Genomic DNA, 14,692 nt, shown 5'->3' on the forward strand with positions numbered 1-14,692 from the left:
CGGCACAACTGCGCCACGGCATAACTCTGCTTGAGCTGAGCAATTATCGTGAATTGTTCAGCGAGTCCGACATCAAGAGAGCGGTAGCCTTTTTTAGGATTTCCTTTTCCAGCTCTATCTGTTTGATTCGCTTCTCTAATTCGCGAATTTTAAGTTGGTCTGGTGTCATCGGTGTGGCTTTGGGCGTGATGCCTGAGCGCTCTTCACGCAACTGCCGAACCCATTTATCCATGGTGGATTTGCCAACATTCATCGCTGCCGCTGCTTTAGCAACCGAGTAACCTTGGTCCAGTACCAGTTGGGCGCATTCCAGACGAAATTCAGGGCTGAATGTAGGTCTTGTCTTTTTGTTCATCATGTCACCTAATTGCTTACGAGGCGTAGCATAACACCTCTAATCAGGTGGCCAAATTCAGTGTGCCACTACAACCTTAGTCCTAAATGTCCCGGTAATTGCAGAAGAAGTCTCCAGAACTAACCTTCAGATTGCTGCAGTTGCCAAAACATTAGATAGACCTAACAATCCACAATATGCTAATTCTACATACGTCACATTTACCGATTCGTCTTGGTTTCCTTCGGTATGTAGAGGTGCAGACGGAGTAAGAATCCCCAACAATGATAAAATCGCACTTGATATTGCACTAGCTGCTTTAACAACCGGAAAGTCTGTGACTGTCCGCATAGAAACCAATAGAGTCAACTCGAGTTACTGCGACTTAACTCAAATTGCTATTAATAATCAATAAAATTCAGAATATGTTTCTAGAAAAACGCCTCTATGCGCTAAGTTAAAGTAGCTACCAGCGCATTTTAATGAATCTATTTTCGAAGAAAATTAAATTCATCACTAGACTAGATAGTGCGATGCCAAAGGTATAATTATATAGATTTATGACAAAACATTACAGTCGTTAACAACACACTACAAATAGAGATCAATTGAAATCAAAAACTGAATTTTTAAGATATTTGCAACCATTAATATCAGGCCATCATTTTTATAAAAAATCTTTTATCCTTAAAGTACATATTGATCGAACTAATAATGTAACTCTGCTCGCTTTCTGGCAAGCTATCGTACAATGGCAACCTCAATAAGCTGTTCGCAATTCTGGTTGTATGTTGATCTTTGCCAAAAAAACGAGAGTATTTCCTTCCAGCAGGGCTTGTATGTAATGGAACATAATGGGTGGTTGCTTCTATACCTATACCTTTCAAATACATTAACAAACTATCCCGTATTTCTTGGGAGGGTAATATCATGTAGAATATATGTGCATTATGTTGACACTCTCTGGGGATATCAGGAAGTTTTATAAATCCTGCGTCTTCGCACCAAAGAAGCTCTTTATAGTAGTGGCTCCATTTGGCCAATCGCCGGGAAATTATTTCCGACGTCCTGGTTAATTGATCATATAAAACAGCACCTTGAACTTCTGACATGACATAACTAGAAGAGAGTTCCTGCCAGGTATACTTATCAACTTCACCACGCAAGAACCTCGAACGATCGGTTCCCTTCTCTTGAAGTATCTCAACCCGTTGAACAGCGGACACATCATTGACGATAAGTGCGCCCCCCTCCCCACCTGCATGAATGTTTTTGGTGTGATGAAAACTTATACAACCATAATCTGCAATAGTGCCAAGTGAGGTTTCCTTATAAAAGGCGCCAATTCCCTGCGCGGCATCCTCAACTAAGGCAATCTGATATTTTTTACAAATTGCTTTGATGCTCTCCATCTCACAAGCAACACCAGCATAATGAACTACAACTACAGCTTTGGTCTTTTCGGTGATGGCTTCTTCAATTAGTTTCTCATCAATATTTAACGTATCCGGACGAATATCTACAAATATAAGTTTGGCACCACGCAACGCAAACGCACTTGCAGATGTGACAAAAGTGAAACTAGGAAGAATAACCTCGTCTCCGGGTTGAATTCCGATAGACAGCGCACTCATTTCGAGTGACGCGCTGCAAGATGGTGTAAGCAAAACTCGCAGGCCATGTAATTGCTCAGACAACAACTTCTCACAACCAGCCTTAAATTTACCTTTACCTAGACCGGAAATAACACTTGTATCGATCCCACTTTCTACAGGTGTTGGCAAGTTAAACGGAATAAATTGGCTGTTTGTGTTCATAATCACACCACCTTTAAATCTTCAACAAGATTTGCATAACTGCGACCCGTATCAGGCCACTGTGTTAACTTCCAATCCGGACACTGCGCACAGAATCCGTGGCATTTGTAATCGTTTTCTAGATGAGCTTTACGTAGGGTTTGCATAAATTCACCCTGCCAAGCAGCTTTTAATGTAGTGTCTGAGAAGTCAGCAAAAGCCGAAGCATAACCCCAATCTGTCGGACAAAATGCCAGCCGCCCCTTTGGATCCAAAGTGACGCGTTCCCAGGGATATAAGCACGGTCGTCTGTTACTTTGAGTACCACTATCAGGGCCATTCAACATCCCTGCAGCTGAATGCAAATTTCTGATAAGAACCTGATCAACTCCTTGATCGTTCCAGTACCTGAGAAAATCATCCGTTTCAAGTTCGTTTAACGGTTGTCTGATGAAACTCACAACGACTTTAGTTTTCGACCCGGTCAGTCTGATTCGTTCAATCAATCGCCGCACATTCCGATCAACTTGCTCTAGTCTCCCTCCTCTGACCTTTTGGTAAACGTCAGATGTGAACGCATCTATACTGATGTCAATCATATGCAAGCCTGAAGCGAGCAACAGTTCCATTTTTTTTTCATTTAATATGGTACCATTCGTCGTCAAAGTAACGAATGTATTACTATTCTCAACAGCATATTGAATCATTTCATGAGCGTGGGGGTGCATGAGTGGCTCGCCATTGCTTGTGTAGCGAATGTATTGGCACAAACCTAGACCATCAGAACCGACTTCATCGACGAGCTTTTCATTAAGCTCTGGTGCAAGAAATCGACCCGCATAGTGCTCAGATAACTTGAAAGAAGGATGCGGACAATGAACACATTTAAGATTACATACTTCGGTGATATCAACAATAACCTGAGATGGGAACTGTTCTGTCAGTCGATCATAAAAACCATAACGAGGCATAGCAGTTCTCCTAAACGCAGCGATGGAAATAATCTTTTGCTCCATCCCCAAGACTAACCAACATATCAATAACACTTACAGCTTGTACAAAATCACCATACAGCTGTTTGTATGGAAGATACGGACCATAACACATCCATTCAACTTCGATTCCGTGTCTGTTAAACAGCTCAACATCCAAATAATTCTGCGCTGCAGGGCCGCTGACGTAAACATCAGCCTCACGTTTTAAGCAAAGCTGTAAAAGTCTTTCTGACGCGCTAAAAAACTCTGGAGCGTCAATAACTGAGCTATCGGCAGCGATTACGGTATCTATAGCGAGAAATTGACAAATTTGCTGTGTGAACAGGCTATTAATGTCCGACAAGTAAAGCAAGGCATGTGCTTGATGGTAAATATTTCCAATAAAATCATCAACTTTAACCCACCCTTCAGCTCTAGCGTATACATGCCGTAAAGTATCGAAATGTTGCTTGCTCCAACTCGGAGTGGCAATTTGTGTGTCGCGAATTAGTTGCTTACGCTCGACGTGCACAACAGGGATCGTCAACCAGCTAAGGCCTGCTGCAGTTTTGATTTTATTTCTATTTCTCCAATCTCTTGTTGTATATTGTACGCTATCCAATAAAATAAATTCATCGACCCTATTAATTAAGTCAAAATAACCAATCCATGGAATATAATTCGATTGCACAATCGCAACTTTCTTCAAGAGGCCTCCAAATCCTATCGAGCACGGAATATTTTATTTCTTGAAACACCAATATCTAAAATTTGTTTTTGCATTTGATACCAATACTCAGAGGCAAGTACAATAAGATCTACGGAATTGCACAATTCAACAGATACAGGCGAAACTAATTTCCCCTCAAAGTAAGAGCCGTGCTTGGCGCTGTTATTGTCAAAAAAACAGGCTATATTTATTTTATTTGGGTTTCTATCATTATGCGAATCAACTAAATTACACCACCCAAGCGATGCAGCCCCAGTGCCGAAAACCGCAATCGTTACATCCGAAAGATGGGGGCTAACTAAGTAAAAAAAAGAATCAGCTATAACATTATTTGGTTCATAAACTATTTTTTTATTAAAATTAGAGTTCATCATAAAACCAGATATTTTGCCCATTATTGTATCTACATCATGATACTTTCTAACATAACTCTGACACTTCTTACCAATATAACGTAGAGAATCAACATCTGATATTATATCTTGTATAATCTCTGCTAGCTGCTGACGATTACCTGAAGCCTCGCCAATCAGATCTAAATATAGAGATGAGCCCTCATCAAATTCATCACTCGCATCGCAGAGCCAGCATGCTTTCACCCATTTTTCATACCCTTTGACAGCGGAATCGATAGCTAGTACTGGTAAACCTATTGCCGCTAGGTGATATGCTGATGACCCCATGCCAAAGCCAAAGTGATATTGATTCTTGCAGAGTAATATTTGAATATCCGCCTCTGATAGTTTACCGATAAAATTAAGGTCTATCTCTTTTGGACCGGATAGCTCGCGTAGTTCATGCTCATATTTCGCCTCTCCGTACCCAATCAAATCGATTTGAACGCAGATCGAACTATCTGTAATTACTTCACGAACTCCGTCAATAAAGGCTCGAATGCTCGCGTTTTTAAAAAAATCAAAACGACCTAACCAAACTACTCTAAGTACATTTGAAAAAATCATGGGCTGATATTTGAATTTCGCTTCGGGTAGCTCAACAGGAACCGTTGCAGAAGCTCGGTGTTTCATTTCAATATCAAAATAATACTCGTTGTACCTTCGATAGATATCATTCGGATACCATAACGCTTTATGACTATCTAGCTCTTTCAAAAGGCGTCTCTTATAGTGCCACAATTCATCGACTTGTCTTGGTCCGAAACTATGACTAGCGTCAAAACCTGAATCAGGGTGCCATAAACTCCATGCCTCTGGATGCAGGACCCCACTCAATAAATATACATCTGATTGACCATCAAACATGTACATTGCTTTATGCAAATTCTCTATATAACAGCAAAGAACAAATACTTTGCCATTTAAAACACCTCTTATTTCACGCCCTAACTCATATAGCATATCTCGAGAACGAGGAGGGACATTGAATGTCCACGCATCGGGAATGTAAAATACTTCAACATCAATATCATTAACCTCCAGTAAACTTTTGACAGTTCCGCCAGGGACAGTTAGAAGAATTACTCTATTAGAAGAGTCTTTGCTGAGATATTTGATAAAGCGTGCATTAAAAGTCTCAGCCCCCCCTAAAGATAAAGACGAATCCATAATGACAAAATTTTTCATATCCACCACGCTACAGGTCGCTTGAATAAACTCTTTGAACTTCTATACTTTCCATGTCGCAAAAATTAAACATCCAGCTCAAACCTTTGTAAACACCAATAATGTTTACAAAATCATGCCCTTCACCATAGCCGATTCCTTCAAGATATTTTTTAATATCTGGAAACCAGTTACTTGCTATTAATATCAATGGATTATTCAGTGAGTTTAGTTCGCTTGGAACAATAACTGGCAAACCCAAAAATTGAGTACCCGCGAGTAACTCATTTTTGTCCACAACACCGGAAAAAATACCTTCAAACAATCTACTTTGTATGATTGCTGCAGAATACTTGCCGGCGCCCCAAATATAGACCGTCTTACCAGAGTTATTTAACATGAATCGAAATAGTGAGTTAAAATTCGTGATAGTTTCTATTGTTGAATTAGAATTGACCTCACCCAACTTTATGGCCATCTCTTCGATGTCTTGTTGAACCTCGTACATATTTCATCCCTATAAGAAATGTTCCCACTGGATCTCAGGATGAGACTTCAAAAAAATCCGAACTCTCTCCCCTATAAGTTCTTTAACCACAGAGACAGCGTCATCGGGCAACGACTGAATTTTTTTTCTCTCACAAAAATTTTCTATTTCGAGAGCTTTATTTATCCAATTATTGATTCCAATATCAAAAAGATCAGAAAAAATATTCTGGAGAACCCTCACTTCAGACGGATGTAAAACCTCTATCTGAAAACTGTCAAACCACATAAATAGGACTCGACCAGATAAACCTCTTACCCTATTTTCATTTATCTTCAAAGTACCGAGGCATTTATAGTTCTTTCCAAGGTGTCCTTGATTAAAAAAACCATTCTTAGGTGCCATCTTGTCAAATGTTATAAAAATATCGACTGTGTTATTTTTTGGCAACTGAATGTGGATAGGAGTTGAGCCTAAAAAACCTACAACGTCAGAAAAGGCAGGAGCTTCAAAATTTTGGTTGTAATATGTCGAATCCGTCTCTAGAAATTCGTATATCCTCTTACTAGTCTCTTTAACCCGGTCTGCCTTTAAAGTATTAAACTCTACAGGCATGCTATGTCTGAATTGTTTTGATAACATTTCGGAGTACGCTAATACATCTGCCGAATATTTAAATATTTCAATCAAAGAGTCTTTAGAGAAAAACAAGTCAAGTTCAGGAGTTTGATACAGGCCAAGTGAGCTTTCGTATAAAGCGGCGTTGTACATTCCAACCAGTTGATCGACGGGATTTCGAACTGTATAGATGAACTTTTCAAGAGATAACGAAGATTTGATCTGTTTCCAATACTGCAAGACCTTAGCATCATGTATGAATACCACTCTGGACTTCACATCATTGGGTTTAATCGACAATCCTAATGGATATAATACCGACTGCATTTCGTAATCAGCCATATACACTTCGGGATGGCTGGATATGATATTTTGTACGGCCGCAGTCCCAGTCCGTGTCAGTGATAAAAATAGAGCATTGAACCTAATCACTGAGCGCTTCCTCTGCAAGGCCTATGAAGATTACTCCTAAGCCAGTAATCTAGTAAAAGAATTCCCCATAGATGATAGAAGCTCCAGTTTGGGAATTTTTCTGCAACTAAATTTTGGAGTCGTGCCTTAGATATATAGCGGACAAGTGTACATTCAGGATCCGTCAAAAGCTTATTTGCTTCCTCTAGTAGTCTACCTTTTACTATCGGTGAAAAAGGATCTATGCCGAAACCCTTTTTTGGCCGTTCCAACCACGACTTAGGAATGTAACGTTCGGCAACTCTCCGAAGTATATATTTTCCTTTACCGTCACCATATAAAGCGGACGAATCTAAACCCGCAGCAAACTTAGCTATTTCAGGAGACAGAAAAGGGGTGCGACATTCCAATGAATTAAGCATGCTCATCCGGTCGACTTTTGCCAAAACAACAGGCAGGTAGTTTTTAACATCAACCTGTCGTAGCCTGTTTATAATGCTTCGACTGTCCATGTCCAATTCTCGACGAGCTTCCAGTAGCAGATCAGAAGCGAGAGTTGGTACAGAATCAAAAATATCCTTGATGTAGTTATCGGGAAACAACTGCCCCATAAATGTATAATATGCTCGTCCAACATGCCATTTTCTACTTTTTATATCCGAACTGTGTGCTGAAGCTTCGTCTGCTAGCTGAAAATATCTGCTATAACCAGCGAACATTTCATCACCACCATCTCCTGTCATCGCTACAGTTACTTGGCTTCTAGCTAACTTTGAAACAAAATAGGTCGGTACGCACGAGCTGTCTATATTTGGTTCATCGAGTACTGCTGCCAACATTTTCATATAATCAACATAATTTGCCGGGTCAATCATTATATCATCATGTCGACTACCTAAAAGGTTAGCCATATTACGCGCGTCTTCGTGCTCACTTTCATTACAGTCTTTAAATCCAACTGAAAAAGATTGAACCTGATGTCCGAACTCTTTTGTCATGATGGCAACAGTAGTTGAAGAATCAACCCCACCTGAAAGAAAAGCGCCTATTGGCACGTCAGCAATTAGCCTCCGACGAACTGAGTTAAAAAGTAATTCATGCAATTCATCTACCTTTTTTCCAATTGAAGCGTCCGAATCAAGTTTATCGGTGCTTTGCCAGTGAGCATATCGGATAGGTTTTCCAGGTCCAGTAGGCGAAATTCGTAAAGTGTGACCCGGTTCAAGCTTATAGCAGTGATGATATATTGTATATGGCGCTGGAATCATTTGAAATGCCAGGTAGGTCGAAATCAAATCATCAGTAATTAATGGGTCAAAGCCAGGAAGAAGAGTCAGTGCCTTTAACTCAGAGGAGAATGCAAATATTCCGTTTTGGAAAGTATAGTACAGCGGCTTTTCTCCGAAAGCATCACGAGCAAGGAGTAATGTATCATTGCTTGAATCAAAAAGTCCAAAGCCAAACATTCCGTCGATATAAGTCAAGAAGTCGATGCCTTTTCTATTCAACCCTTCCAGAAGTACTTCGGTATCCGATTTCGATTTGAAATTTGAACCTGTGCCTATGAGTGTATCTCGCAGTTCCTGAAAATTATATACTTCGCCATTAAATACAATCACTTTAGAACCATCATTACTTGTCATAGGTTGATGGCCACCGGAAGTTGTATCGACAATGCTTAATCGGCGGTGAGACATCGCACAACGACCATTTTCAGATTGCCAAAAACCTTGATCATCTGGACCACGGTGAGCCATTAAGCCAGCCATACGAGTTACTAGCTCTGCAATCTCTAACGCTGTGAGATCGCTTGACACGTTATATATACCGGCAATCGCGCACATCACTCACCTCACTGATATCTGATACGTAGAAATTGAATTACTGATTATCTTTCTCGAAGAGGTCTTTTACTGTTATATCATCAAGGCCAAGAGGTGCTTTTGAGTACCTACGGAAACCTTCGGCCAGGTAGTACCTCCATAATTCTAATACTCTATTGAATGCTGCAATGATCGCCTCTTTTTTATCGCTTTTATCATCTATGTTTGCAGCTAGTTTTGTTAATATACCAGCGATGTAATTTGCACTTCCATGATAGAGGCAAAACGTGAGATCATCATCCAATACAGCTTTTTTTCTGAGAAGCTCCCATTGTATTCGAATCATAGACTTTGCTTCTTTCTGACTTTTTATATTATCTCTAAGAATGTCCTGCCATTGTTCCATCGTTGCAGCGAGATTTTCCATGGAATAGACCTCATATATATCATCTGCTAATTCTTCCAAGTTAGAATAACAACTCAACTGCATTATTTTCTGCAAACTGGAAGCCCGAACATTGACATCCTCTATAATAATATTCTCTGGCCGAAGTGGCACTGCACCGTTTATCAACACACCATCACTGCAGTTATAAACTTCAATTTTTCTACCTGCATGAGAAATAGCTTGTTCTAGCAATTTCCTGGAAACGTCAAACTCGGGCTTTGTAAATACAAGTGGCCTGAAATTTCCTCTCGAAGCAATACCACCACCATGTTGTCCAAAGTAATCATAAACCTGTGAACCACTTTGGCTATAATATGAAGAATGAATTGAGTGATGCTTGCTTACATCTATAAAACCCAAATCTACGCCAAACAAATAGAAGTATTTAAAACCCCATTTTATACAAAAATTCATCACTAAATTTGTAACTGTGGGATAAGCATACGATAGAGATGCGGGATAAATACCACGGCTTTGCAATCCATTTTGGAATACATATGTAGATGCTTCACCTTCTTTAAAGCAAATAACAGTATCCCTAAAAAGTTCAGATGTATCCGGATGAATACCATTAACACTTAGGAGAATTATTTTATTCAGATAATTTTTATCATTTATCTGTGAAATCCAATCGTATGTCGAACGATTCTGCTCTATTTCTGCATGAAAATCAGGGGTAATGCCTTTTTTATACAAGGCTCTTAACGATGTGCCACAGCTTATTAATATAACTTTGTCTCGAATTTCATTTATATATGCGAATCCTTCGTCGAGACTTGGTCCATTACCAACGATTACGACCGGCTTGTCAAAAAAATAGTCCGACGCAACTAAACTTAAATCATTCTTGATTATTTTATTATTGTTTTTCAAATTGTGGTATGTATGAGCAATTCCATATTTCGAATGATCATAATATTCCCCCAATGCCAGAACAACTTTAAACTCAGATCGTAAATCTGAGATAGACTTTTGCATTCCGGAGTTGTAATAGCTGGCAAGTATATAAGTGTCAGCTATCGAGTATGCGCCAACTTGATAGAACTGGGCCATTAAATCATAAAAGTAATTACTTCCATCGCCGCCTAGATTGAGATATATCCTCCCTTGTAACTTATCAGCTGCATAAAAGTATTCACTCCATTCAATTATGTATAGGCTTGCATAAAAAAGGTCTATATTCGGTTCGCAAATATATAAATTATTTACAACCGTTTTTTCCAATAACTTATCTAGATGTTTGCCTAAGGCAACACCAAACACTAGTAAAGAATCAACTTCTGAAGGCAGTCTAGTTTGTTTCTCTAATACAGTTTCCATCACTGGTTTTAGATTTTCTATAATATCGAAGTGCAAATACCTCCACAGTTTCCCTCCACCTTTTTGACTGATAACTACATCATCTTTAAAGGGGTGGGAAATGAAGTAATCTGATATTTCTCGTGATTCGACTTCAAGGTCACTATAAAGAAATGCTTGACGACGTCGATGGAAGACATTTGCCTGACCATTATGATCTTCGACCAAAAACCAATTCGCTGGCTGGTACTCAAGCATACTTTGGTAAATTTCAGGATAAAAACGTTGCAAAGCCTCCATGTTCGCCGCGAACTTTTTTTCGGCTTGACTATCACTAAATTTATTTTCCTGATAAGTCGCGGCGGTATTGGGTGCATGCTCCGGCACATAATCGAGTGCATGCTGGTAACCTGCAAATAGCGGTTTAGCCTTAGTTAATTTGTCTAGATCACCGGAATTTTCCATCAGGTAGTTAATGACTTCGTCCATCACCGGATGGAACTGATGACGATAGACGTAGATATCATGCAAATTGGCGTCGAACTGCAGCAATTCAGCAAGCTCTGAAGTGATGCCTGACGCATCCGAACCGGCCTGAATAAAAATATGAGTACCAAGCGCTCTGGCGGTATCCAGCAACATCGACCAGTCGTGGGTTTGGACTGAACACATCAACATGTCCAGGTTTGGTTCATACACCACCAAAAAGCGGATACGACAATTAGAAATCAGTTCAGTCAGGTGATAACCAAGGCCCATACCAAATACCAGCATCACGTCAACGCTGTTAGGTAATGGCCGCCGACGCCAGGTTTGTCCGTCCGCGTCAGTTAAGCTGAAATAACTGGCGGCTTTAAAATACTGCGCCAGTTCTTCACTGACGTCTTGCTGCGGGTTCACACCATAGAAGGCGCGACCGGTCGAGAAATCTACAATATTGAGTTGCTGTTCTTTGGTACAAAACAGTGAATATTGCTGGATCTGATGCGAGTCGATGATATCGACAAGGCTTGGGATATGCTCGCGAAAAGCCGCAATGTTGCTGTTGATATTCTTGGCAATGCCGGCGGACACCTGCTTTTCCAGCGCCTGCTGCGCTTCGGTGTCATCGTCAATTTGATACTGAATAAATTTAAGCATAACGTCTCTGCCAAAGAAGAAGAATCAGCAGCGGCAAAGCGACCGCCGCTGCTGCTGCAAGTGAATTCTATAATGCGCCCGAAGGTTTTGATTCGGCAAACAATTTCTGTGCCAGACAAGACTGTCGGGAATCTGACACCTAGCCTTTGTTAGCTAGTCTGGACTGAAAAATCGCCAGTGCGTTGGCCACTGCGTCATCCATATTGAAGTATTTATACTCTGCGAGCCGCCCGAGGACCAGCAACTGGGGATATTGCGCTGCCAAAGCCTGGTATTGCTGATAGCGTTGTTGATTTTCGCTGGTAAACACCGGGTAATAAGGGATATTTTTTTTAGGGTCGTTTTTGTCGTAATCCTGTGGGTATTCAAGTACCACTGTGGTCCCTGAGCCCTTGTCCCCTAAAATGTGCTTGAACTCAGTAATACGGGTCAAATCTGGCGCCAACGGGTAATTGACAGTGGTCGCCGTCTGGTAGTACGGGTACTCGTAACTTTGAAACACAAACTGCAAAGAGCGGTATGGCAATTCACCACATTGATAAGCAAATAACTGATCGAGCATGCCGGTATAAATCACTGTGCCCTGAAAACACTCGCTATCGAACCGGACCTTACCCTCCGACAGGGTCAACCTGGTCAGCGCATCCACTCCCGTCTCAACATCTATTAACGTGTGATTGAGCATAGCGCCGATCATCTGGCTGTAACCACCCACCGGCATTGCCTGATAAGCGTCATGAAAATAACGATCGTCACGGCTTAACACTACCGGCACACGGGATAACACAGATGGATCAATCTGTTCTGCACTGATACCCCACTGTCGCATGGTGTATTGCACAAAAATATTGTTGTAAATCCAGTCAGCCAGTTTCTGTAAAGCCTCAACGCCAGATTGGCGCAGTTCCAGAATAGGAACACGGGCACCTGTCCCGTATCGCTCCAGTAGTTGTTGTTCCAGCAACTTCGCCTGCTCTGGCTGATACAAACGATAAAGTGAATTCAAATTAAACGGCAGCGGGATCTGTAAATCGCCAACTTGCGCCAGCACTTTGTGTTCATAGGGCTGCCAACTGGTAAATCGGCTCAGATAATCCCAGACTGGTTTTTTATTGGTGTGGAACAGATGTGGGCCATACCGGTGGATCAGACAGCCGAATTGATCGCGCTCGTCAAAACAGTTTCCCGCCAGATGCGGACGCTGGTCAAGCACTAACACACGCCAGTTCAGAACAGTGGCCATTTGTTCAGCCATGACAGCTCCGGACAAACCGGCGCCGACAACTATCGCATCATACTGCATGGTCACCCCATAAGTTTCGGCGTACATCGTCCGGTTTGGCTCTTAACTCGAATGCTTGCTGATGGCGGCCATCGAACCATAATGGCTGTGCGGCTGAACGCTCTATCATCTGTAAAAACAAATCATCTTCCTGATTTTTCAGGAAAAACAACGCAGCCGCAAAATATTGATGATTCACACCCAGTTGAATCACATCCAAATCAACTCCAAAACGTTCACCCAGCCGGCAGGCACTAACCAATTCTTCAGTGACCTGCACACGACGGGTGGCACTTTGCTGTGTCATCGCACAAAAACTATTCGGATGTACCCGATAGCGGCCAAACACCTGCGGTAGCAAATCGATAGTTCCCTGCAAAAATCCGGCATTCATAATATGCCAAGGGTAATCACAGATAATTTTACTGCCATGATCCAGTGCCTGCAGCATTGAATCATGCCGGCGGAACATGATGCTACTGGCCTGCGGAAAAGTTCCATAGCGGATTAAATGACTGATATCTGCTTTTTGCGGAATATACCCAGCGTTATAGAATTCCTTGGAATACCACTTCAGGCGGGCACCGGTCACAGTATCAAACATGTCTGATTCGTGATAACTGATGGCACAGCCCGGATTCGCGTCCAGATAATTCACCTGTGCCTGCAATTTGCCGGGAAGTGCAACATCGTCGCCATCCAGATAAGCAATATAGTCACCGCAAGCAGCCTGCAACAGGTTGGTCATGCTGCCTATCAGGCCGGTATTCTGGACATTATCTAACACTTTTAACTGCGGATAAGCGGTCTCAAGATAGCGGATAACTTCACGTGTATTGTCGGGAGAACAATCATTACAAACCAGAACTTCAAAATCAAAGTCGGTTTTTTGCGCCAGCACACTGAGCAAACACTCATGGATATAGGCAGAAAATTTGTAGGCGGGAATAAGAACACTGAGTTTCATGCGTTACCTCGGCATTGAAATACACTGAGCATGCCCCTCAGCACGCAGCCGGTTACAGCATAAGCGGTCAATATAAGAGCGACAACTACAGGTCAATAATTACCATAATTATCAATGGCCTTGCGACCATTTTGCAGATTTATTAAAGCACCGCCAATACGTTGACGTTCGTCTATCACCTGCTGCTGTCTTGCCTGCACCCATTTTAATTCAGCTTCAAGTACAGACCTATCGGCCTCAGTAGCCTCAGCACAAAAAGCTTCCAAATCGGTTTGGTAATTCTGCCAGGATTCGGCAAACTCACTGAGATCATAATCTTCAAGTGTCAAAAGCATCTCGATGACGGCTCTGCGCTGCGCGATGCCTGCTAAGACCGGGTTCATGCGGAAGCCAGATTTTGCCGTGAATCACGGTCTGCAAGCATCCGAAAACCAAGCTCGCGTTCACTGACCGGAATTTGATCCCAGGCTGATTTAATTTTCAACATGATTTCAATGACGTCGTCGATTTTTTCTACACTACTTTCGCGGCTAGCCATCATCAAATGGTTTACCATAAAATCGTACAAGGACCAAAGATTCTGTGACACATCGCCGCCAACATCCATATCCAACGAATGTTGTAGTGCTGTAATGATACTCATCGCTTTGGACATGGTCTGCGATTTGCCAACGAAGTCTTTACGCTCAATACAGCCACGCGCTTTTGCCATATTCTCAAGTGAACCCTGCATCAACAGTTGGATCACCCGATGCGGATCAGCCACCGCTAGGTCGTTTTTAACGCCTACCGATTTATATGCGTTGATGCCGTAACTCATG

The 14,692-nt window shown here is 41.7% G+C and carries 12 protein-coding genes and 1 pseudogene; all 13 read right to left on the bottom strand.

Features of this window, described 5'->3' with window-relative positions; genetic code table 11:
* Window positions 1-355, bottom strand: a pseudogene (locus tag ATY27_RS00005) (transposase); the annotation flags it as partial.
* 632 nt (window positions 356-987) lie between these two features.
* Window positions 988-2,151, bottom strand: a complete 1,164-nt coding sequence (rffA, locus tag ATY27_RS00010) for a dTDP-4-amino-4,6-dideoxygalactose transaminase (RefSeq protein WP_208932115.1) — start codon at window positions 2,149-2,151, stop codon at window positions 988-990.
* A gap of 2 nt (window positions 2,152-2,153) precedes the next feature.
* Window positions 2,154-3,101: a radical SAM/SPASM domain-containing protein gene (locus ATY27_RS00015; RefSeq protein WP_208932116.1), complete on the bottom strand. Its 948-nt coding sequence runs from the start codon at window positions 3,099-3,101 to the stop codon at window positions 2,154-2,156.
* Window positions 3,102-3,111: 10 nt separating this feature from the next.
* Window positions 3,112-3,813: a WbqC family protein gene (locus ATY27_RS00020; protein ID WP_208932117.1), complete on the bottom strand. Its 702-nt coding sequence runs from the start codon at window positions 3,811-3,813 to the stop codon at window positions 3,112-3,114.
* 14 nt (window positions 3,814-3,827) lie between these two features.
* A complete protein-coding gene (locus ATY27_RS00025) occupies window positions 3,828-5,417 on the bottom strand; it encodes a hypothetical protein (RefSeq protein ID WP_208932118.1) in 1,590 nt (529 codons plus the stop codon).
* A gap of 10 nt (window positions 5,418-5,427) precedes the next feature.
* Entirely contained in the window at window positions 5,428-5,904 is a 477-nt protein-coding gene (locus ATY27_RS00030) for a hypothetical protein (protein ID WP_208932119.1), read from the bottom strand.
* Between the two features lie 9 nt (window positions 5,905-5,913).
* Window positions 5,914-6,933 carry a sulfotransferase domain-containing protein gene (locus ATY27_RS00035; protein WP_347876415.1) on the bottom strand — a complete coding sequence of 340 codons (1,020 nt, stop codon included), beginning with the start codon at window positions 6,931-6,933 and terminating at the stop codon, window positions 5,914-5,916.
* Window positions 6,930-8,756, bottom strand: a complete 1,827-nt coding sequence (gene asnB, locus ATY27_RS00040; protein WP_279614568.1) for an asparagine synthase (glutamine-hydrolyzing) — start codon at window positions 8,754-8,756, stop codon at window positions 6,930-6,932. Before asnB ends, ATY27_RS00035 begins: the two co-directional genes overlap by 4 nt.
* A gap of 37 nt (window positions 8,757-8,793) precedes the next feature.
* On the bottom strand, window positions 8,794-11,622 hold the full coding sequence (locus ATY27_RS00045) for a 6-hydroxymethylpterin diphosphokinase MptE-like protein (RefSeq protein WP_208932122.1): 2,829 nt from the start codon (window positions 11,620-11,622) through the stop codon (window positions 8,794-8,796).
* Between the two features lie 139 nt (window positions 11,623-11,761).
* Window positions 11,762-12,952: a UDP-galactopyranose mutase gene (gene glf, locus ATY27_RS00050; protein ID WP_208932123.1), complete on the bottom strand. Its 1,191-nt coding sequence runs from the start codon at window positions 12,950-12,952 to the stop codon at window positions 11,762-11,764.
* Window positions 12,915-13,871 (bottom strand): glycosyltransferase family 2 protein, encoded by a 957-nt coding sequence (locus tag ATY27_RS00055; protein WP_208932124.1) that lies wholly within the window; start codon window positions 13,869-13,871, stop codon window positions 12,915-12,917. The genes glf and ATY27_RS00055 overlap by 38 nt, the downstream gene beginning before the upstream one ends.
* Window positions 13,872-13,963: 92 nt before the next feature.
* A complete protein-coding gene (locus tag ATY27_RS00060; protein ID WP_208932125.1) occupies window positions 13,964-14,254 on the bottom strand; it encodes a hypothetical protein in 291 nt (96 codons plus the stop codon).
* Entirely contained in the window at window positions 14,251-14,691 is a 441-nt protein-coding gene (fliS, locus tag ATY27_RS00065; protein ID WP_208932126.1) for a flagellar export chaperone FliS, read from the bottom strand. Before fliS ends, ATY27_RS00060 begins: the two co-directional genes overlap by 4 nt.
* Window position 14,692: the final 1 nt, after the last annotated feature.

This window comes from Rheinheimera sp. F8, assembly GCF_001518915.1.

Coding starts and splice junctions, on each gene's coding strand:
- rffA (WP_208932115.1), bottom strand. CDS start 2,151: ATGAACACAAACAGCCAATTTATTCCGTTTAACTTGCCAACACCTGTA.
- ATY27_RS00015 (WP_208932116.1), bottom strand. CDS start 3,101: ATGCCTCGTTATGGTTTTTATGATCGACTGACAGAACAGTTCCCATCT.
- ATY27_RS00025 (WP_208932118.1), bottom strand. CDS start 5,417: ATGAAAAATTTTGTCATTATGGATTCGTCTTTATCTTTAGGGGGGGCT.
- ATY27_RS00030 (WP_208932119.1), bottom strand. CDS start 5,904: ATGTACGAGGTTCAACAAGACATCGAAGAGATGGCCATAAAGTTGGGT.
- asnB (WP_279614568.1), bottom strand. CDS start 8,756: ATGTGCGCGATTGCCGGTATATATAACGTGTCAAGCGATCTCACAGCG.
- ATY27_RS00045 (WP_208932122.1), bottom strand. CDS start 11,622: ATGCTTAAATTTATTCAGTATCAAATTGACGATGACACCGAAGCGCAG.
- glf (WP_208932123.1), bottom strand. CDS start 12,952: ATGTACGCCGAAACTTATGGGGTGACCATGCAGTATGATGCGATAGTT.
- ATY27_RS00055 (WP_208932124.1), bottom strand. CDS start 13,871: ATGAAACTCAGTGTTCTTATTCCCGCCTACAAATTTTCTGCCTATATC.
- ATY27_RS00060 (WP_208932125.1), bottom strand. CDS start 14,254: ATGAACCCGGTCTTAGCAGGCATCGCGCAGCGCAGAGCCGTCATCGAG.
- fliS (WP_208932126.1), bottom strand. CDS start 14,691: ATGAGTTACGGCATCAACGCATATAAATCGGTAGGCGTTAAAAACGAC.